Origin of the sequence: Streptomyces sp. NPDC050610, assembly GCF_040654875.1 — a bacterium.
In the GTDB taxonomy this organism is placed as follows: domain Bacteria; phylum Actinomycetota; class Actinomycetes; order Streptomycetales; family Streptomycetaceae; genus Streptomyces.
This window is the reverse complement of record NZ_JBFAIV010000024.1, coordinates 1-19,193: the sequence shown is the minus strand read 5'-3', so window position 1 is coordinate 19,193 and position 19,193 is coordinate 1. Positions and strand designations below refer to the sequence as shown.

General features: G+C 70.7%; 16 protein-coding genes, 1 pseudogene and 1 riboswitch. Of the genes and pseudogenes, 9 read left to right on the top strand and 8 right to left on the bottom strand.

Annotated features, from left to right (window positions below; translation table 11 throughout):
* Window positions 1-91, bottom strand: a riboswitch (ZMP/ZTP riboswitch).
* Window positions 92-206: 115 nt separating this feature from the next.
* Complete coding sequence (locus tag AB0I22_RS26530) at window positions 207-542, bottom strand: inner-membrane translocator (RefSeq protein ID WP_363133414.1); 336 nt, start codon at window positions 540-542, stop codon at window positions 207-209.
* A 530-nt stretch (window positions 543-1,072) separates the two neighbouring features.
* On the opposite strand from AB0I22_RS26530, the gene rocD reads away from it, so the two are divergent.
* Window positions 1,073-2,284 carry an ornithine--oxo-acid transaminase gene (gene rocD, locus AB0I22_RS26525; RefSeq protein WP_363133413.1) on the top strand — a complete coding sequence of 404 codons (1,212 nt, stop codon included), beginning with the start codon at window positions 1,073-1,075 and terminating at the stop codon, window positions 2,282-2,284.
* Window positions 2,285-2,424: 140 nt separating this feature from the next.
* Here the strand turns inward: rocD and AB0I22_RS26520 are convergent, their stop codons facing one another.
* The gene (locus AB0I22_RS26520; RefSeq protein ID WP_363133412.1) at window positions 2,425-3,549 is read right to left on the bottom strand and encodes a questin oxidase family protein; all 1,125 of its coding nucleotides are present in this window, start codon (window positions 3,547-3,549) and stop codon (window positions 2,425-2,427) included.
* Between the two features lie 59 nt (window positions 3,550-3,608).
* Here AB0I22_RS26520 and AB0I22_RS26515 point away from each other — a divergent pair, with 59 nt between their 5' ends.
* Window positions 3,609-4,100, top strand: a complete 492-nt coding sequence (locus AB0I22_RS26515; protein WP_363133411.1) for a MarR family transcriptional regulator — start codon at window positions 3,609-3,611, stop codon at window positions 4,098-4,100.
* A gap of 85 nt (window positions 4,101-4,185) precedes the next feature.
* Entirely contained in the window at window positions 4,186-5,055 is an 870-nt protein-coding gene (locus AB0I22_RS26510) for a hypothetical protein (RefSeq protein ID WP_363133524.1), read from the top strand.
* A gap of 290 nt (window positions 5,056-5,345) precedes the next feature.
* Here AB0I22_RS26510 and AB0I22_RS26505 read toward each other — a convergent pair whose 3' ends face one another.
* Window positions 5,346-6,788: a PLP-dependent aminotransferase family protein gene (locus tag AB0I22_RS26505; RefSeq protein ID WP_363133410.1), complete on the bottom strand. Its 1,443-nt coding sequence runs from the start codon at window positions 6,786-6,788 to the stop codon at window positions 5,346-5,348.
* Window positions 6,789-6,835: 47 nt separating this feature from the next.
* Between AB0I22_RS26505 and AB0I22_RS26500 the strand changes: the two genes are divergently transcribed.
* Window positions 6,836-7,309, top strand: a complete 474-nt coding sequence (locus AB0I22_RS26500; protein ID WP_363133409.1) for a carboxymuconolactone decarboxylase family protein — start codon at window positions 6,836-6,838, stop codon at window positions 7,307-7,309.
* A 68-nt stretch (window positions 7,310-7,377) separates the two neighbouring features.
* On the opposite strand, the gene AB0I22_RS26495 is transcribed toward AB0I22_RS26500, so the two are convergent.
* On the bottom strand, window positions 7,378-8,436 hold the full coding sequence (locus AB0I22_RS26495; RefSeq protein ID WP_363133523.1) for a chitinase: 1,059 nt from the start codon (window positions 8,434-8,436) through the stop codon (window positions 7,378-7,380).
* 330 nt (window positions 8,437-8,766) lie between these two features.
* Here AB0I22_RS26495 and AB0I22_RS26490 point away from each other — a divergent pair, with 330 nt between their 5' ends.
* From AB0I22_RS26490 to AB0I22_RS26475, 4 genes are all read left to right on the top strand, one after another.
* Entirely contained in the window at window positions 8,767-9,285 is a 519-nt protein-coding gene (locus tag AB0I22_RS26490; RefSeq protein ID WP_363133408.1) for a hypothetical protein, read from the top strand.
* 169 nt (window positions 9,286-9,454) lie between these two features.
* Entirely contained in the window at window positions 9,455-9,970 is a 516-nt protein-coding gene (locus AB0I22_RS26485) for a relaxase (protein WP_363133407.1), read from the top strand.
* A gap of 166 nt (window positions 9,971-10,136) precedes the next feature.
* A complete protein-coding gene (locus tag AB0I22_RS26480; RefSeq protein ID WP_363133406.1) occupies window positions 10,137-10,898 on the top strand; it encodes a hypothetical protein in 762 nt (253 codons plus the stop codon).
* Window positions 10,885-12,054: an XRE family transcriptional regulator gene (locus tag AB0I22_RS26475; protein ID WP_363133405.1), complete on the top strand. Its 1,170-nt coding sequence runs from the start codon at window positions 10,885-10,887 to the stop codon at window positions 12,052-12,054. The genes AB0I22_RS26480 and AB0I22_RS26475 overlap by 14 nt, the downstream gene beginning before the upstream one ends.
* Window positions 12,055-12,217: 163 nt before the next feature.
* Here the strand turns inward: AB0I22_RS26475 and AB0I22_RS26470 are convergent, their stop codons facing one another.
* The 3 genes from AB0I22_RS26470 to AB0I22_RS26460 form a co-directional block, all read right to left on the bottom strand.
* Window positions 12,218-12,655, bottom strand: coding sequence for an NUDIX domain-containing protein (locus tag AB0I22_RS26470; RefSeq protein ID WP_363133404.1), 438 nt, complete (start codon window positions 12,653-12,655; stop codon window positions 12,218-12,220).
* 30 nt (window positions 12,656-12,685) lie between these two features.
* A complete protein-coding gene (locus AB0I22_RS26465; RefSeq protein WP_363133403.1) occupies window positions 12,686-13,477 on the bottom strand; it encodes an SDR family NAD(P)-dependent oxidoreductase in 792 nt (263 codons plus the stop codon).
* 1,096 nt (window positions 13,478-14,573) lie between these two features.
* Complete coding sequence (locus tag AB0I22_RS26460) at window positions 14,574-16,481, bottom strand: nucleotidyltransferase domain-containing protein (RefSeq protein ID WP_363133402.1); 1,908 nt, start codon at window positions 16,479-16,481, stop codon at window positions 14,574-14,576.
* Between the two features lie 582 nt (window positions 16,482-17,063).
* Here AB0I22_RS26460 and AB0I22_RS26455 point away from each other — a divergent pair.
* Window positions 17,064-18,383 (top strand): tetratricopeptide repeat protein, encoded by a 1,320-nt coding sequence (locus AB0I22_RS26455; protein WP_363133401.1) that lies wholly within the window; start codon window positions 17,064-17,066, stop codon window positions 18,381-18,383.
* A 238-nt stretch (window positions 18,384-18,621) separates the two neighbouring features.
* On the opposite strand, the pseudogene AB0I22_RS26450 reads toward AB0I22_RS26455, so the two are convergent.
* Window positions 18,622-19,193, bottom strand: a pseudogene (locus AB0I22_RS26450) (IS701 family transposase); the annotation flags it as partial.

Sequence of the window (19,193 nt, the reverse complement as noted above, 5' to 3'; positions counted from 1 at the left end):
CCGGGGTGCCCAGGCGGGCGGCACCTCGTGGCGGTTGCCGCACACCGTTCCCTCGTGGTCTCTTCCACGCGCGCCAGTCGCGATGTGCCCCGCCATTCTACGGGGCGGGGCACGAGCACGTACGGCGTGAAGAGGTCGAAGAGGTCGAAGAGGTCAGTGCCCGCACCCGGCCCTTCGATGCCAAGGCGTCTTTGATGGCGCCTGCGTCAGGGCCAGGACCCCAGCGTTCGGACTGTCAGGAGAACGCAGAGCGTCAGCAGCACGTACCCGATTCGGCGGCCGCTCCGCAGCAGCAGGACCGCCGTTACGCCGGCCGCCAGGGCCAGAGAGCCGGAGCCCAGCACCGGCCCCCAGTCCGGGGCCGGCTCGCTGGTCGTCTCCGTCTTCCCGCCGCCGGTGTCCCGGCCCAACCCCCGGACGGCGGCCAGGAGGAAGACCAACAGTCCGGCCGCCACGACCGCCACCAGTACGAGAAACAGGAGACAGCCTGCGGTGAGGGCGCGCTCTACGGGGGAGGGCTGCTTGTCGGCACGTTCTGGCATGGCTCGACGATCGCCCGGAATCCAACCTTCCGACCCCTCAGAAGGGTTCGTGGCCGAATCGCAACCCAGGAGCACTCCGCTCTTCACGGGCCTCGCCAGGCCCGACGAGCTCACGCCGCCGACTGCGTCCGGCGGCAGCGACGGGTGAGCGCGGCCGGGCTCGCGCCTCGTGGCGGCGCGTGCTACCGCGTGGTCTTGATGGAGAAGACGACCGTCTGGCCCGGTCGCTCGTTCAGGCCCCACAGCCGCTTGGCGTTCGGGTCCCAGCAGAACCCGTCCCACTTGAGCGTTCCGTCGAGCTCGGTGTTGTGGCAGAGCCCCTTGCGTCCGGTGTGCTGCGCGGACTGGGCCGCGCTCAGCGCGCTCGCGGTTTCGCAAACAGTTTCGATCGCAGCCGGGGAAAGTAACGGAGCATAAAGGCCGGACCAACTTCTCCGGTGCGACGCCCGCATTCGCGAAGGAACTCCCCTTTCCGGGCGCGCGGCGATACAAATGAGCACAGGACGGCCCCGATACGAACGGAGCACACATTGACTTCCGAGACCTCCACGGAACGCAGCATCACCGCCGCCGAACAGCACAGCGCGCACAATTACCATCCGCTGCCGGTCGTCGTGGCGACCGCCGACGGCGCCTGGATGACCGATGTCGAGGGCCGCCGCTATCTCGACATGCTCGCCGGGTACTCGGCGCTCAACTTCGGCCACGGCAACCGGCGGTTGCTCGACGCCGCCAATGCCCAGCTGGAGCGGGTGACCCTCACCTCGCGCGCGTTCCACCACGACCGGTTCGCCGACTTCTGCACCGAACTCGCCGCGCTGTGCGGCAAGGAGATGGTGCTGCCGATGAACACGGGCGCGGAGGCCGTCGAGACGGCCGTGAAGACCGCGCGCAAGTGGGGCTACCGGGTCAAGGGCGTACCGGCCGGCCGCGCGAAGATCGCCGTCGCCGACAACAACTTCCACGGCCGCACCACCACCATCGTCAGCTTCTCCACCGACGAGGAGGCCCGCGCGGACTTCGGCCCGTACACGCCCGGCTTCGAGATCGTGCCGTACGGCGACCTCGCCGCCCTGGAGGCGGCCGTCGACGACGACACCGTGGCCGTGCTGCTGGAGCCGATCCAGGGCGAGGCGGGCGTGCTCGTACCGCCGCCGGGCTATCTGGCGGGCGTCCGCGAGCTGACCCGGTCGCGGAACGCGCTGTTCATCGCCGACGAGATCCAGTCGGGCCTCGGCCGCACCGGCAGGACCTTCGCGTGCGAGCACGAGGACGTCGTCCCCGACATGTACGTCCTGGGCAAGGCCCTGGGCGGCGGCGTCGTCCCCGTCTCGGCGGTGGTCGCCTCGCACGAGATCCTGGGTGTCTACCGCCCCGGCGAGCACGGCTCGACGTTCGGCGGCAACCCGCTGGCCTGCGCCGTCGCCCTCGAAGTCATCGCGATGCTGCGGACCGGCGAGTACCAGCAGCGCGCCACCGAGCTCGGCGACCACCTCCACCGCGAACTCGGGCTGCTGGTCGGCGGCGGCAAGGTCGACGCGGTGCGCGGGCGCGGGCTGTGGGCGGGCGTCGACATCAGCCCGGCGCTGGGCACCGGCCGCGAGATCTCCGAGAAGCTGATGGCGCGCGGCGTCCTGGTCAAGGACACGCACGGCTCGACCATCCGGATCGCCCCGCCGCTGGTGATCAGCAAGGAGGACCTGGACTGGGGGCTGGAGCAGCTGCGGGAGGTGCTGGCCTGACGTCTGCGCGTACACGAGCTGGGCCGGCGCCTCGTGGTGAGGCGTCGGCTCGCCCGGCCCCGGCCCCGTACGCCCCCGACGCCGCCCCGGACCCGTACGTTCGCGAACCCGCCTCAGGCCCGTACGTCCCCGAACCCGCCTCAGCCCCGTATGCCCTTGATGCCTCCCCCCTCGTCCAGCGAAGTGATGCGGCGCTGGGCCGCGAACGCCGCGGCCGGGTAGCGGGGGTCCGGGCGCAGCGCGTACTCGCGCAGGCACGCCTCGGTGAACTTGATGACGTGCTCGTCGCCGTGCTCGGCCGCCCGCGCGCCCAGTTCGTCCAGCGGCGGGGGCTCGGCCCCCTCGGACCGCCACGCCTCGGTTCCCTCGTCGCGCCGGTCCGTGGTGAAGGCCGTCAGGAAGGCCGTGTGCACCTGCCAGAGCGCGGCCAGCGTCGGCTCGTACAGCGCGTGCGGCAGGTGCGGGAGGACGATGCGGGCGGCGGCGGGGGCGGTGACTCCGTGGATCAGCGGGACGGGGGCGACCTCGGGGTGGCCGAGGTAGATGTCGGCGAACTGCGCCGTCATCTCGCTCAGCAGCCGCGGCGCCTGCTCGGGGGCCAGCCACTCCAGCGCCTCGCCGTAGGCGGGCTGCTGGTCCAGGGTGTCGAGGCGGTGCCGGACGGCGCCGGGCCCCATCGGGCCGTCGGCCGCCGGGCGCGGCAACGCGGCGACGGCGGCGGAGAGGCTGTACGGGCCGCGCAGCCGCGGTGTGCCGGGCAGTTCCGCGTAGCGGGCCGCCCAGTAGGCCAGTCCGCGGGCGAGTTCGTTCAGTTGGAGGGCGGTCGGCGCGTCGCCCGCGGCGTACAGGCCGCGTACGGCGTGCGCGGTGCGGATGAGGCCGTGGGTGAGTCCGGCGAACAGGCCGGGGAGCAGCCGGGGCCACCACCGTGCGAGCACCTCGCGCCAGGGTTCGTCGGCCAGTTGGCGGGCGAAGAGCGCTTCCCAGTCCCCGGCCCGGTGGAACTCGCCGAGCGCCGGCCGCCAGGAGGACTCGTCGGCAGGGTCTATGGAGAAGCGGGCGGCGGGCGGTTCGTGGTGGGCCATGGCGCGTCGGTAGCGCTCCACCCAGCGGGCCACCTCGTCCCCCCGTCCGAGCAGGGCCAGTGCCTCGGCGCCCATGGGCCCGTGGTTGGCGAGGTCGACGCCTTGGCCGCGCTCGTATCCGAGGTCGTTCATCCGTTCCAGGGCTTCGTTCAACGCGTCGCTGTAGCTGACCGCAGGCATGGGCAACACCCTTCGGAAAGTCGAACTGTTGGAAAATCCGAACCATCTAGACTCGCAGTATGCCGCACACCCCCGAGGCCGGCCGGGCGACCCGGTCGCCGACGCCCGCAGAACTCCAACTCGTCGGCCTCGTACCGCTCCTGGAGCCCTTCTACCGCGGCACAGTCGTACGCGACCTCATGCCGGCGCGGCTGCGCGAGGTGATGGACACGCACGGGCTCACCGCACGCCACGGCGCCGTGCTCCCCCAACTGCTGGCCGGGCAGCCGCTGACCGTCAGCGAGATCGCCCGCAGGCTCCACGTCTCCCTGCCCACCGCCAGCGAACTGGTCGGCGGCCTGAGCCGGGCCGGGGTCGTGGAACGCGCCGAGGACCCGGCCAACCGCCGCCGCGTCCTGGTGTCCGTGGCCGAGGAGTACCGCCCGCAGCTCGAAGACTTCATCGCCCGGCGCGGCGAGCCGCTGCTGCGCGCGCTGGACGGACTGTCGCCGGCCGAGCGCGCGGGGTTCGAGGCGGGGCTGACGGCCTGGGTGCGCGAGGTGCAGCGTTAGCGCGCCATCGCGGCGGAGCCGCCCCTTGGAGGGCCCCGGCGAGGTGTCCGGGCGCGGGTCCTAGAGTCGGGGCGTGCTCCTGGGAATGATCTGTGCGCTCGGCTCGGCGGTCTGCTTCGGCACCGCGTCCGTCCTCCAGGCCGTCGCCGCCCGCGCGACCGCGCCCGGCACCGGCTCGGGCGTCGACGCCCGGCTGCTGCTGCGCGCGCTGCGCCAATGGCGGTACGTGGCGGGCCTCGGCCTCGACGGGCTCGGCTTCCTCCTCGAACTCGTCGCCCTGCGCTCCCTGCCCATCTACGCCGTCGGCGCGGCCCTCGCCGCCAGCCTCGCCGTGACGGCGGTGGTGGCCGCGCGGGTGCTGCGCGTCCGCCTCAGCGGCGTCGAGTGGGCGGCCGTCGCCGTGGTCTGCGGCGGCCTCGCCATGCTGGGCCTCGCCTCGGGCACGGAGGGCGACCGTACGGGCTCCACGGCGCTGCGCGTCGGCGTGCTGTGCGTCGCGGCGGCGGTGCTGGGCATCGGCGCGCTGGCCGGCCGGCTGCCGGGGCGGGCCCGCGCGGCGGTCCTGGGTCTCGGCTCGGGCATCGGCTTCGGCGTGGTGGAGGTCGCGGTCCGCCTCATCGACGGCCTCGCCCCCGCGGACCTGCTGACCAACCCGGCCGCGTACGCCCTCCTCGTCGGCGGCGGCGCGGCCTTCCTCCTCCTCACCTCCGCCCTCCAGCGCGGCTCGGTGACGGCGGCGACCGCGGGCATGATCATCGGCGAGACGGTCGGCCCGGCCCTGGTCGGGGTGGCCTGGCTCGGCGACCGTACGCGCGCGGGCCTGACCCCGCTCGCCATCGCGGGCTTCGTCCTCGCGATCCTCGGCGCACTGGCCCTGGCCCGCTTCGGCGAGGCCCCGGCGGAACCGGCGGAACCGGCCGAAGCCCCGCCTAACACCACCGGGGCGAGTGCCTGAACCCCCGCCCGGCCGAACCGGCCCCGACGCCGACAGGCTTCCTCCGGCCCGGCGACCACCCACACACGGGCCTGCTGCCCCGCAGCCCTCGACGCGCCCGCCCTGTTCTTCTCCGGCGACGCACCGACCGAACCGACACCCACTGGTCGACGTCCCCCCCGCTCGGGGCGACCGCACGGGCGCGCGCTCGCCCCTGCTCGCCGCCGCGGCGGCTCCCCGGCCGCCAACCGGATGGGCACAAACCCCCGCCCACAGCGGCGAGCTGCCCGGCGGCCTGAGCGGCTTCTCTGCTAGACCGGCCCCGGCAATGACCGCAGCAGCGCTTCCAGCACGCCCGGAAAGGCGTGCTCGGACGGGGTTCCGTAGGCGACGACCAGCGCGTCCGGGCCGTCGGCGGGAGCACTCGGCGGAGTGTGCGGCGGGGTGTGCGGCGGGCGGTAGCGGAAACGATCCAGCCCTTCGACGGCCAGGCCCTGCCAGGCCGCGGCCTGGATGGCGGACTTCTCGGTGCCGGGCGGGAGTTCGAGCACCGCGTGCAGGCCGGCGGCGATGCCGGTGGCCCTGATGTGCGGCGCGTGGTCGGCCAGCGCGGTGACGAGCCGGTCCCGGCGGCGGCGGTAGCGCAGCCGCATCGCGCGTACGTGGCGGTCGTACGCGCCGGAGGCGATGAACTCCGCGAGGGTGAGCTGTTCGAGGGCGCCCGTCCCCCACTCCCCCGCGCCCTTGACCTCGGCGACCTCGTCCACCAGGTGGGCCGGCAGCGCCATCCACGCCAGCCGCAGGGCGGGCGCCAGGCTCTTGCTGGCGGTGCCGAAGTAGACGACGTGTTCGGGGTCGAGCCCTTGGAGGGCTCCCACCGGCTGCCGGTCGTAGCGGAACTCGCCGTCGTAGTCGTCCTCCATGATCACCGCGCCCGTGCGCGACGCCCAATCGACGACGGCCGCGCGCCGGTCGGGGTGCAGCGACACGCCGGTCGGGTACTGGTGTGCGGGGGTGAGCAGGGCGGCCCGTACGCCCTTGTGCGCGGCCAGCTCCTCCGTGCGCGCCCCGTGTTCGTCCACCGTCAGCGGTACGGTCCGCAGCCCGGCCCGGCGCAGTGTGTCGCGGTGGAGCCAGAGCCCGTACGACTCGACGCCCGCCTCCCGCACCCCGCGCGCCCGCAGCACCCGGCCCAGCACCGCCAGCCCCTGCATGAAGCCCGCGCACACCACGATGCGCGCCGGGTCGGTCCGTACGCCCCGGGCCCGGGCCAGGTAGTCGGCGAGCGCGGCACGCAGCGCGGGGTGGCCGCACGGGTCCCCGTAGCCGAAGGCGTCGTTCGGCGCGGCGGAGATCGCGCGGCGGCCGGCGGCGAGCCAGGCGGCGCGGGGGAAGGCGGACACGTCGGCGGTGCCGACGCGCAGGTCGTAGGCGGGGCGGCGGTCCCGGTCCGGCGGTGCGGCGCGGACGGCGCCGGGGCGCGGCACGGTACGGTGCGCGACGCGGGTGCCGGAGCCCTGGCGGGCGGTGAGCCAGCCCTCGGCGACGAGGTCGCCGTAGGCGTCGGCGACGGTGTTGCGGGCCAGGGCGAGGTCGGCGGCGAGGGAGCGGGAGGACGGCAGCCGGGTGCCGGGGGCCAGCCTGCCGGTGCGTACGGCGTCGCGCAGGGCGCGGGTGAGGGCGGCGCGCACGCCGCCCGGGCCGGTCAGGTCGAGGTGCAGGTCCCGGCCGAAAGTGGCCCACGATTCCGCCATGGAAATGGACCATACCGCCGGACCAGTCAGGCCGTAGCGTCGTACCCATGACGACGAACGAGAACAGCCACAGCCACGCACCCCGCCTCAACCTGACCGAGGCCATGCCGGCCGCCACCTACAAGGCGGTCATCGCCCTCGACGCCGCCGCCCGCAAGGGCGTCGACCCGGTCATCGCGGAACTGGTCAAGATCCGCGCCTCGCAGCTCAACCACTGCGCGTTCTGCCTGGACATGCACATCAAGGAGGCCCGCAAGGCCGGCGAGACGGAGGAGCGCGTCTACCTCCTGAACGCCTGGGAGGAGGCCACGGGCTACTACACCGAGAAGGAGCAGGCCGCGCTCGCGCTCACCGAGGCGGTGACCGTCCTGACCGACGGCTTCGTGCCGGACGCGGTGTACGAGCGGGCCGCGGCCCACTTCGACGAGGAGGAGCTGGCCCAGGTCATCGCCCTGATCGCCACCATCAACGTCTGGAACCGGTTCAGCGTGACGACCCGCAAGGCGCCGGGCACGGTCTGAGGCACAGGACACGCGAACGCCCCTGAGTCGTTCGGCGACGGGCTCAGGGGCGCGGTGTCCGCGATCCGTCAACGCCCTTGCAGTGCCTTGACGTTGTTGCCGAAGCTCCAGCTGCGCGAGCCGTCCCAGTTGAGGGACCAGGTCATGAGGCCCTTGAGTGCGCCGCCGTACTTGTTCCACGCCTGCGACACGAGGCCGGTCGACATGTAGCCGCCCCCGGCGCCGGGCTGCGCGGGCAGGCCCGGGGCCTGCTTGTCGTACGGCACCTTGATGGTGGTGCCCTGGACGACGAGGCCCTTGTTCAGGCAGTCCGTCTGAGCGGTGAAGCCCTGGACGGTTCCGGCCTGGTACGAGTCTCCGGAGCAGCCGTACATGCTGCCGTTGTAGTACTGCATGTTCAGCCACCAGAGGCGGCCGTTGTCCGCGTACTTCTTCACGATGGGCAGGTACGCGCCCCAGATCGAGCCGTAGGTGACGCTGCCGCCGGTGACGTAGGCCGTCTCCGGGGCCATGGTCAGCCCGAAGTTGGCCGGCATCTTGGCGAGCACGCCGTCGATGATGCGGATGAGGTTCGACTGCGAGGCGGAGAGCTGCTTGATGCTGCCGCCGCCGGTGAGCCCGGTCTCCAGGTCGATGTCGATGCCGTCGAAGTTGTACTTCTTCAGGATCGGCACGATCGTCTCGACGAACCGGTCCGCCACCGAGCTGGAGTTGAGGTCGATGCCGGCCGCCGCCCCGCCGATGGACATCAGGATCGTCTGTCCCGCCGCCTTGGCCGAACACATCTCGGCCGGGGTCGAGACCTTCACCGTCGCGTCCATCCCGTCCTCCCACAGCACGGTGCCGTCGGAGCGGATGACCGGGAAGGCCGCGTTGATGACGTTGTAGCCGTGCTGCTGGATGCGGGGATCATTGATCGGCGTCCAACCGAACGGCGGGTGCACCCCGTTGGCCGCCCCGTCCCAGTTCTCCCAGTACCCCTGGAGCACCTTGCCCGCGGGCTTCGACTTCACCGCACACGTGTCCTCCCGCGGACCCGCGCCTCCGCCCGCCGCCGCGGCGGCCGGCACCTGCGACACCAGCGCCAAGGCGAGACCGGCCCCCAGCAGACGCACCATCCGAGCCATTCGACCGATCATGACGTGCTCCTTTCCGGCCACGACTGACGGCCTGAACCTAGAGTGAGCATGACAACCAGTCAATAGGTCTGGACCAAAGAAGCCTCGACCGCTGCGGGCCGGGGCGAACGGACCGGGCGCCCTGGACACTTGCGGCCGCTGCCGCCGGCGTTCAAGCTATGGCAGGCCCGGCCACGCGGGACCGGCACGACCTGAACCGAAAGGGCACTTGGCGCGCATGGATCCTGTTGCCGCCGCCTGCGGATACGCCCAACACGCCTTCCCCGACGCGCTCGCCGTGATCGCGGGCGACAGCGTTCTCACCGCACGACGACCCCGATGTCCGACCTCGACATGGTCGTGGTGACTGGACCGAGGGAGAGCCCTTATCGCCAGTCGTTGCACTGGGCGGGGCAGCCGGTGGAGGTACTGGTCCACGACGAGCGGACGCTGGCCGCCTACTGCGACGACAATCCAGCCCGCCGCTGGCCGGGGATTCCACGACTGATCGCCGAGGGAACGGTGGTGAGCGAGCGCGGCGCACTCGGCCGACGCCTCCAGACCGAGAGGCGACGCCAGTTGACTGAAGGCCCGGCCGCCGCGAGCCCGGCCGAACTGGAAGCCCACCGTTACGAACTCACGGACCAGATCGACGACCTGGCCGGAGCCGAGGACCCGGACGAGATCGCCTTCATCAGCTGCCGGGTCCTGACCAGGACCGCCCAACTGGCGCTGCTGGCCGGGCGGCACTGGCAAGGCGCCGGAAAGTGGATGCTCCGCGAACTACGGGACCAAGACCCGGATTTGACCGAGCGCCTGGCCCAGACTCGCCACGCACCCACACGACTCGCCGCTTAGCGGGCGAGATCCTCGACACCGCGGGCGGCCCCCTATGGAACGGCTACCGGGTCACCGACCCACGTAATCCATGACGCCATAGCCCGCCCCAGCTTGAAGACACCTGAAGCCCAGCCAAAACCAGCCCGCTCAAGACCCACGGTCCTCGCAACTCCCACAATCGTGAGTGTTGCGAGGACCGTCCGAACCCAAGCATCGCCCCCGGGAACACCGCCAGCAGGCCGAAGCCGCCCGCCAGACCATCACGCACCTCCGCACCGCCTACCAGGCCGCGGCCACCGAGCCCCTGACCACGCTTCGGCAGCGCGGGGCACGGCTGGCTGAGACTCTGCGCCGCCGGCAGGAGAACACCCTGCGCCGGGCCCTTCCCGATCTGGCCGAACAGATTCTCGCGGAGCCCGGCTGGCCGGCTCTCGCCGCCACCCTCGCGCGGACCGAAGCCGTCGGCCACAAGCCCACCGCCCGACGGGAAACCGCCACCGCCACCGCCACCGGCCTCAGCGAAGTCCCCACCTGGCGCCTCCACCGCCTGGCCGACCTGACCGCCTACACCACCAGCAGTGCCCCGGCACCCCGGTCGGCCGCCTACCGCCCGACCAACACAGGCGGCTCCCGGGGCAGGGCGCACAGACCAGGATCAATGACCAACAGCCCAGGAACTCCCCCACGCGCCACGGCCTCCTAGAGGCCGCGCTGGTGACAGATGGGCAAAAGACACGCCGACCACCAAAGCAGTTATGCAAAATCTCCGACATCAACTAAAGTCAGAGCCGCACTGGAATGCTTCAATGCGTAGTCCGACCCGAGGAGTCGTCCGCATGAGTATGCCTTCGTCGTCGTGGACGACCGACGTGTTCGGCGAGCATGCAACAGATGCCCGCCGCCGCGTCGGGCAGGGCCTTCGCAACATGCAGGCCAACGCACAGGCCGCACAGGAACAAGCCGCCTCCCGCACCACTCGCGTCTACGGCATCAGCCGGTACGAGAACCAGTACGAACGGCTTCAGGACGAACTCAAAAAGGTCCCTGGCGCCCGTGCGGTCAAGCCGTTCGGCTTCTCGTACGAGCTGATGCTTATCGGCAACGGGTTGCTCTACCCGTTCCGGTACTCCAAGACCAAGTCAGACGTACGTAGCGCACGCATCCCCAGCCAGTCCCGGCTGATGCAGGAGCTCTTCACGTTCGCGCCGACGCCGAAGCACATCCAGGACCCGTTCGACCTCGACTTCGGGCCGGCCGTCCCGATCGCCGAACCGCGCGGCGCTCTGGCCACGGTCCCGCAGGGCACCCAGTTGGTCCTGGTTCCCTTCGCCTGCAACGCCTCCGAACTCCTTGAGGCGCACTGGGGCATCGCAGCACTCGGGCTGAACCGGCAACTGGAGTGGGCCACCGATCCCGAGCCGCTTCACCTGCCTCAGGAAGTCACCACGTACACACTGCGCCCGATCAGCATTCCGAACCAGGTCACGGCACACACCAGCTTCGCCGAAGGAACCGAACCCACCCTTACGCTGTCCTCTCGTGCCGCCTCGGACCAGGCCCTGCACGTACCCGTGCAGACCGAGGCAGAACCCATTGAGGACCAGAGCAGCGAAGACGATGCGACCCATTAAGCATGACCTCATTCCCGGTACGGAAGAACGAGGCGCAACGCCGCGCGCCGTCTACGACGCCTTCGATCCCACCCGGGTGACGCAAGCTCGTCGTCTGGCGGAGATGACGAAGAAAGACGTGGCGGCCGGGCTCGGGGTGACGCCTGCCGCCGTGGGGCAGTATGAGACAGGAGTGTCGAAGCCACGACCTGACTTGATCCCCCGGCTCGCAGAGGTCCTCGGGGTTCCGGTGACGTTCTTCCTGCTGGGGAGGCCGGCTAATCGGCTCGACGCTTCCATGGCGCATTTCCGAAGCCTGCGCAGCACGCCGAAGTCCCAGCGGGAACGTGCGCTCGCGTTCGCCGAGCAGGTCTGGGAGCTTACGTACGCGCTGGAACAGCGGGTCCAGTTGCCCCTCGTCGATCTGCCCGGCTTCGCCGGTGGGGAGGTCCATCCCGGCGAAGAGCTGTCCACCGACCCTGTATCCGCTGCCCGCGAGCTTCGCAGGCGCTGGGGTCTCGGCGACGGCCCTGTCACGCATCTGGTGAGGCGGATGGAGTCCCACGGGATCGTGGTGGTCATGCCGCCTGCCGGTGATCCCTCCGCCGCGAGCGTGGACGCCTTTTCCACTCGGGCAGCACGGCCACTCGTCGTTCTGACCGCCGCCCGGGCCGACGACATCTACCGGCACCGGTTCACGGCCGCCCATGAGCTGGGCCACCTTGTGCTCCACGCCGATGCCACCGGTGACAGCCGTCAGGAGAAGCAGGCTGATGCCTTCGCCGCCGAGTTCCTGACCCCCCAGGACAGCATCCTGCCGTTCCTGCCGCGGCGAATGGATCTTGCACGCCTGGCCGAGCTCAGGGGAGTCTGGGGAGTCTCCCTCCACTCGCTCGTCTACCGATGCCGCGAGCTGGGGCTGATCTCCGACGCGACTGCCAGCCGGACGTATCAGCGTCTACGCGCTCTCGACGGTCAGCCGGGCTTCACCGCGGAATCCGTCTCGAACTTCCCCGGTGAACGTCCTTCGCTGCTTGGGCAAGCCTTCGAGCTGGCTGCCAGGGAAGCGGGCCTATCGGTTTCCCGACTGACTCATGAGCTGGCATGGACAAGCGAGAGAGTGCAGAACCTGCTGGACGTTCAGGAACAGAAGCCGGTGCTCCGGCTGGTCCAATAGCAGCGCCGCTCGCCCCGAGGAGACGCGGGCGCGGCTCGTTTCCCGTTACTGCGCCCAGATTTTGCGGCATCAAGCCGACGTTGAGCCAGTAGAGCGTACGGACGCCATCAGGGTCGGCTCACCTCAGAGTCGGCACTGATGGCGTGCTGACGTACTCGAAGGCTCAGAGCGATGCCTCGACTCCGAGACTTCCCGCATTGATGGCCCCCCGTAGGACGTGGGCGATCTCCTCGGGCTTGAGGTCGATGTCGTCGAGCCCCTCCAGGGTCAGCGGAATCTCCTCCAGCGCGTACTCGCCGCGGCCTGCGGCGCTGAACTCGGGACCAGTGCGGTCATCGAAGGACCAAGTCGCGATGCGGGCGAGGTAGAAGAGCTGCCTCTCATCGTCGGACTCCATCGTGTGGAGGAGGCGGATGATGTCGGCCTTCCCTGCGATCTCCTCGTGGATCTCCCGGTGGAGGGCCGCCTCCCGGGACTCGTCGCTGGTTTCGACGCCGCCGCCGGGCAGGACCCAGTATTCGGGGAGTCTGGGCCGGGTGCGGCGGATGACCAGCATCGTGTCGTCTGCGGTGACGAGGACGGCGCGGACTCGTTCCATCATTTCGGTTTGTCTCCTTGCTTGTTGGTGGTCTCAGTGCAGCAGCCAGCCGCCGTCGACGTGGACGGACTGCCCCGTGATGAACGAGGCGGAGGGGCCCACGAGAAACGCCACCAGGCCCGCGACGTCCTCGGGCCGACCACGGCGCGGGACGCACTGGCGCTTGATCTGGTCCTCCGGCCGCGCACGGTGCTGGGCGGGGAGGGTGTTCTCGGCCTCGACCTGGATGGCCCCGGGCATGACCGTGTTGACGCAGATCCCGTACGGGCCCAGTTCGCGGGCGAGGGAGCGGGTCAGTCCCAGCACCCCTGCCTTCGCGGTGCTGTACGCGACGAGGTTCGTCCGGCCGGCGCGGGCGTTGACACTGCCGATGTTCACGATCCGGCCCCAGCGGCGTTCGATCATGCCGGGGGTGAGCACGTGGCAGGTGCGGTAGTGAGCGGTGAGGTTCACGTCTAGGGAGTAGTTCCAAGCGGTCTCGTCGGTGTCCTGCCAGGCGACGCGGGGGTAAGAGCCGGCGTTGTTCACCAGGATGTCGACGGGGCCGATTTCAGCGCCGACGAGGTCGGCCATGGTCTGGACGGAGCCCGGGTCTGTCAGGTCGGCGTTCACCGCGATCCCGGGGCTGCCCGCGCGTTCGAAGGCGGTGAGGAGGACGTGGGCGTCGGGATCCTGGCCAAGGTGGTTGACCGCGACGGTCGCTCCGGCGGTGGCGAGCGCCCGTCCGATCTCGGCGCCGATGCCGGTGGCGCCGCCAGTGACGAGGGCGGTACGGCCCTGGAGCGGCCGGGTCTGGAGAGGAATCTCAAGCAGGGGCAGGGACATTGCTGCTCCGTTCGCCGGGGTGGGGGGTGAAGGGCCGGTGTGGTGGTGAAGAAGGTGTCGAGCGTCGTGTGCGGGTCCTGGCTCTCGGCGAGTTTGATCAGGACGAGCAGGAGGTCGTGCCCGGTCAGCCGAGAGGGCGGAATGACGCCAAGGATGCGCAGGGCGAGGAACGCGCGGATCTCCTCCAGGCCGATGCCGTTCTCCCTGCGAAGGCCGTCCAAGGCGCTGGAGATGGCCGCAGTGCGGCCGGGGCCGGTGTTCCAGGAGTACCGGACATCAATGTGGCGACTGCTCCGGTGCAGCTCCAGGTGCTCGACGCGCGGGCGGGCCAGGGGCGGCAGGGCGAGGCGGAGGGTACGGGAGTACACGTCGGGTTGGTAGTGGGGGACGAGCCAGCCGCCTAGAGCCATCAGGTACCAGAGCAGGTTGGCAGCCTCGCCCGCGACGGTGTTGCGCCCGGCGAACTCGAAGTCGAGCCAGCACAGCGGGTCGGCGATGTTGGGTTCTGTGGGATCGCCCTGAGTCAGGCCGGCGAGTCGGCGGCTGTCGGGAGCCAGGGCGTGACGGAGGCTGTCGATGGTATCGGCGACATTCACCGTCAGTTGCCTGCCGTTAGCGGTGAGAGTGAAGTCTGCCAGCTCCCGGAGGGTGAGGGTCGTATCGGTGTGGGGCAGGGCGAGCGGCAGGCCACAACGTAGGTACCAGCGATCCAGTCGGCTACCGGGGCAGATGCGGTCGAGATAGAGGTCCGGGACGCACTCGGCCAGCGGCACGCTCTTCCCGGTCTCCTTGGCCGCTGCCCGCAGATCTGCGCAGACGCCGCCCACGAGACGGTCCAGGCGGGGCTGGACGGCCGGATCGCGGTCGGCGAGGGCGATCACGTCGCCCATCAGCAGCTCGCACCGGGTGGTGGCGAAGACGTCCTCGTAGGCGAGGAGCTGTCTGTCCGGTAACGCGATCTGCCCGTGAAAGGCCGGAACCGCGATGCGGGAGGCGAGCCGTGCCCATCCCTTCGCCTCGGCTTCGGCCCGCTCCCGGGTCGCCACCGGCTTGTGAAAGACACCCGTTGTTGCCCTGGAGCGTCGAACGTTCGCGCTCACCGCGTCTCCCCGGGGAGGGTGTCCAGCCAAGCCTGGAGAACGAGGAGTGCGAGCGCTTCGGCAGCGAGCGGCTCGGTGCGGGCGATGGTGACCAGGCTCGTGTCCTGCCGTGTGGCGTCGAGGAGGACGGTGAGGGCGTCGCTGTCGGAGGGGCACTCGATCCCACTGAAGCGGAGCTGAATCTTCGCGAGCAGCGCGGTGACCTTGTAGAGGGCGCGCAGGTCGGGGCTTCCCTTGAGGAACTGGCGGCGGATCTCGATGGCGGCCTGGATGCCGTCGCGCAGGCTTACAACGACGTCGGTGGCCGCGTCCGGAGCGGGCAGAGCCAGACCGGGGGCGGACCACAAAGGGACCAGCGACCCGCTGCCGATGAGAGCGAGAACGTGAAGGAGCCGAGAGGTGATGGCGCCGGCCCGGCACTCGGCGCGAGTCAGTACGGTCATGCCCAGCTTGACCCCGCCGAGTTCGGTCTCCAGATCCGCGAGGATCTGGCGCATCTCGTCGAGGGAGGAGGTGTCGGCCACGACAAGGACATCGAGGTCGCTCCAGCCGTGCTGGTACTTGCCCCGGGCGCCGCTGCCGGTGACGGCCAGCAGATCGATCAACGGGCGCAGGCCGGTGGTGCGGTCGAGAAATTCGGCCAGGTAGGACTCCAGGTTTACGGGGAGTCCAAGCGCGTTGACCGGCATGGTGGAGGGCTGGTGCTCCGGCCAGCGGCGATCGAGCGCGATGCGGTCCAACCGCCGCTCCAGCTCCAGGCGCGGCCCGTCGTTGCCGATGACCTCATGGGCGATCGAGACGATCTTGTCCGCGCCTCGTTCCCTTTTGATGAGGTCGCGGTCGGCGACGTCCTGGGCGTCGGCGGTGCCCCGCCGGGTGCGCGTGGCCTCAGAGGCGTTCAGGTAGGCGACGGTGAGCTGAGGGCCGAGCATCCGGGCGAGTTCGGCGGTCGAGTCGAAGTCGTGCAGCGACTCGATGCTGACGGAGTCGAGGAAGTGGTGGGCCTGGCAGAAGCGGTCCAGCGCATCCACGATCAACTCAGCCTGCACGACCGATCCCAGCCGGTATGGATCGTGAATCCCCGCCCGGCCAGCCGCGTCCTCGATGAGGTACCCGATCTTGAGGCGCGCGTGGCCGTGCTGGGTGCGCAGGTACTCGCCGGCCGTGCTCTTGCCGCTCTCCGACATGCCGCCCAACGCGATGACATGCACTCCTGCCAGAGCCTTCCCGGGAACATTCGGGTGCAGGGGCGCCAGGAGCCGGCGAACCTCGTCCTGGACGGCGATGGTCGGCCGGTCGGCGATGCGGATGGACATCGGGAAGCGACCGTCGTCGACGAGCCGGTTGATCTGCTCGTGGAGGTGGCGCTGGTACGCCGCATAGATCCCAGTGACCGTCGCCTCGTGGGCCAGGCTCCGGCGGGTGCCTTCCTCAGGGTCGTCGCAGTGCAGAAGGACGAGGGCGTGCTCGCCCTCCTCAGCGGCACGCAGGTCGGTCTCATACGTGGTCAGCAGAAGTCGGGCCCGGTCCGCGGCCTGCTCGGCGCCCAGATCCTCCCGTACGGCGACCGTCGCGGCGACGGACGCCTCCAGCATCGGGATGCCCCGGTCCAGCAGGCGCACCGGCGCGGAGAAGGGGTGCCGGGAGCGTTCCAGGTAGGAGGTGGCGAGGATGTCGGCGACCTCCTCGACCGGACCGGTCTCGAACCACCAGCGGGCCATGCCGCCGGCCTTGATGGCGGCCCAACGGGGGTCGTAGTGGTCGAGCGAGCCCGCGGAGGTCGCGGCCCGGCCCATGCGCCGGGCGAGGATTCCGATCTGCTTGGTCTTCCCCGTGTTGTCGGGGCCGCTGAACGCGACCGACACGGGGAGGGGATACGTGTCGCTGTTGTACGGACTGGACATCGGCTTCCCTTCATTGGTGATGCGGAGCGGGTACGCCTGCAAGGCGCCGTGAACGCCCCGCGGCGAGAACTCGATGGGGCTCCGGCCTCGCCCCCGGGTTGAGAGGCAAGGACGGGCCGGAGTGCCTATGCGGGGCCGTCGGCCAACGGAACGTCCTCGGCGCTGAGCGTCGCCTGCGCCAACGGGGCCTGTGCGGAGGGGCGCTCGGCGTGGGCCAGAAGTCCGACCACGGCGAGCCCGGCAGCCGTGCCGAGGGCTCACACCCAGCTCAGGGCAGTCTCCAGCGGGTCGGGTACGTAGGAACGGCTCATCGGACCGCCTCTCGGACGGCGGGGCCTTGTGCCGCATTGGGCTGGCGCGACAGCGGGATCGTGCGGGTCCGTGCGTTGTCAGTGGGCATCGCCACCGTCGGTTCCTCTCAACGTGTCCGGGCAGGCGCCAACAGACTCTGAACAGGGCCTGTTCGAACCATTTGGAGGTCTGCGGAGTGATGTTCAGTGAACGACGGGCCGTGCTCCCGGGACAGGGCCCAGGATGTAGTCCTGCGTAATCCCGCGTAATCCAGGTGGGGAGGGTGACGGGGTGCCGAGGAACCCGGTCGTCGCGGAACTCATCAAGCGGGCCTGCCAAGAACGCGGCTGGGGCCCCTCGGAGTTGGCGCGTGCCCTCGGCCTCGCCGAATGCGGTGACCCGCGCCGCCTGCAGCGCCAGCACGCCCGGCGGTGGATAGAAGGCGAACGAACCCCCGGCCACTGGTGGCCCTACATCGCCCAGGTGCTGGCACTGGATCCCGAGGCGATCAACCTCCCGGAGCCCACGCCTGCGGCACCCCACACAGATACCGTTGCATCAGTCCTGCACCTGGGAAGGAGCGACGTGGAACGCCGGGAGTTCGTCCTCGCCTCCAGCGGATACGCGCTGTCCGCACTTGGCCTGCCCGACATGGACAGCATCACCCGCCGAACCAAGACCGCCCTTCCCGGAGCGGTCCGCGTCGGCCAGGGCGAGGTGGCCGCCGTACGGCACATGGTCAAAGCCCTCGGCGACTCCGCCTCCGAACTCGGTGGCGGGCACGCTCGCCACCTGGCCGTCCGCTACCTCGCCCAAGACGTCGCCCCCTGGCTGGAGGGCCACTTCACCGAAGCCACCGGCCGCGACCTGTTCGCCGCCGCCTCCCAGCTCGTCCACCTCGCCGGCTGGATGGCGCAGGACGAGGGCGACACCCCAGAGTTGCGCGGCCTCGCCCAGCGCTACTACGCCCACTCCTTCCGTCTGGCGGCGGAGGCCGGTGATCCGGAGCTGTCTGCGACGGCTCTCCGCGGCCTCGCCGTGCAGTGTGTCGACCTCGGCCATCGCGCCGAAGCCGTCCAGCTCGGCGAAGCCTGCGTGGACTACGGCCGCCACCTCGACAACCCGCGCGCCGTGGCCTACTACGAAGCCACCCTCGCCAACGCCGCCGCCCAGGACGACGACCGCCGCATGGCCACCAAGCACCTGGCGATGTCCGAGGCGGCCATCGGCAAGCCGGCCGCTGCGGGCGGCGACTCCTGGGCCGCCCACTACTCCCCCGGCCGCTGGGCCCACGAATCCGCCATAATCCTCTCCCGCCTCGGCGACCTCGACGCCGCCGAGGAACACCTCCACCTCGCCCTCGACATCCACGGCCTCGACCGCCGCCGCACCCGCGCCATCGTCCTCGCCGACCTAGGCGGCGTCCGCCTACGCCAAGGCGACGTCGACGGCGCCATGGCCACCTGGCGCGACTTCCTCAACTGCGCCGACGGCATCCGCTCGGTGAAGGTGCAGGCCGCCCTTCAGGACATGCGTGTCCGCCTGCGCCGGTACGGCGGCGTCCCGGAGGCTCAGGAGCTCCGCGAGCGGGCGGCCCGGTTCGTCATCTGACCCCCGGAGCGCCACACGACTCGCGCTCAAGCCGGTCATTCTCGGGAGGAGAGCTGGGACAGGAGCCAGGTTGCAATCGCGCGGGCAGCCCCGGAGCACGCGCCGCCGACCGCTGCGAGCACGAAACGACGACGGCTCCTGTCCGTCTTACTGCGTTGCGGTGCGGCTGGCACCTCGTTAGTACTCCAGCAGGATTTCGCTGTCTGACCTGTGGGTTTGGCTGGGCGGCTGGAGTGTAGCGGGCCGGGGCATGGTGACGGCGGCGCCAGTCGGACCAGGCGAGCCGGTGGGCCGCGTCGCGGACGGGCCGGACGACGAGCGTGATGAACAGGCGGCAGATCTCGTTGCAGGACAGCGGGATCAGGTCGTCCGGCGTGGGTCGATGTGCGTGTTCGTCGGCGCGGACGACGGCGAGGAAGGCGTGGGTCAGCATCGCGAGGGTGACCCAGCGGGCCCAGGAGGGGTAGCGGCGGACCTGGTGTTCATCCAGCCCGGTCAGTCCCTTCTCCATTTGGAAGGGCTCCTCCACCCGCCATCTGGAACCTGCGACCTTGATCAGAGTGGCCAGGGATGTCGGCGTGGTGGAGCGGCAGCGGTAGTAGGCGAGTTCCCCGGTGGTGCGGTTGCGGCGGATCAGCAGCTGGTGGCGGCCCGGGGCCGGCTCGGCGAGGTCGATGACGGCCCAGTCGTAGAACTGCTGCCCCTTCGCGCCGCGTCCGGCCGAGAGCTTCTGCCAGGCCCGCTTCGGCACCCTCTTCACCAGGGCATCGGCGCGGAACTTGCCTGCGCCGGTGGGTACTTCGGCCGAGC

What these genes read in the sequence shown, in the direction of transcription:
- AB0I22_RS26530 (WP_363133414.1), bottom strand. Translation starts at nt 542, where the DNA reads ATGCCAGAACGTGCCGACAAGCAGCCCTCCCCCGTAGAGCGCGCCCTC.
- AB0I22_RS26520 (WP_363133412.1), bottom strand. Translation starts at nt 3,549, where the DNA reads ATGCCTGCGGTCAGCTACAGCGACGCGTTGAACGAAGCCCTGGAACGG.
- AB0I22_RS26515 (WP_363133411.1), top strand. Translation starts at nt 3,609, where the DNA reads ATGCCGCACACCCCCGAGGCCGGCCGGGCGACCCGGTCGCCGACGCCC.
- AB0I22_RS26510 (WP_363133524.1), top strand. Translation starts at nt 4,186, where the DNA reads ATGATCTGTGCGCTCGGCTCGGCGGTCTGCTTCGGCACCGCGTCCGTC.
- AB0I22_RS26505 (WP_363133410.1), bottom strand. Translation starts at nt 6,788, where the DNA reads ATGGCGGAATCGTGGGCCACTTTCGGCCGGGACCTGCACCTCGACCTG.
- AB0I22_RS26500 (WP_363133409.1), top strand. Translation starts at nt 6,836, where the DNA reads ATGACGACGAACGAGAACAGCCACAGCCACGCACCCCGCCTCAACCTG.
- AB0I22_RS26495 (WP_363133523.1), bottom strand. Translation starts at nt 8,436, where the DNA reads ATGGCTCGGATGGTGCGTCTGCTGGGGGCCGGTCTCGCCTTGGCGCTG.
- AB0I22_RS26490 (WP_363133408.1), top strand. Translation starts at nt 8,767, where the DNA reads ATGTCCGACCTCGACATGGTCGTGGTGACTGGACCGAGGGAGAGCCCT.
- AB0I22_RS26475 (WP_363133405.1), top strand. Translation starts at nt 10,885, where the DNA reads ATGCGACCCATTAAGCATGACCTCATTCCCGGTACGGAAGAACGAGGC.
- AB0I22_RS26470 (WP_363133404.1), bottom strand. Translation starts at nt 12,655, where the DNA reads ATGATGGAACGAGTCCGCGCCGTCCTCGTCACCGCAGACGACACGATG.
- AB0I22_RS26465 (WP_363133403.1), bottom strand. Translation starts at nt 13,477, where the DNA reads ATGTCCCTGCCCCTGCTTGAGATTCCTCTCCAGACCCGGCCGCTCCAG.
- AB0I22_RS26460 (WP_363133402.1), bottom strand. Translation starts at nt 16,481, where the DNA reads ATGTCCAGTCCGTACAACAGCGACACGTATCCCCTCCCCGTGTCGGTC.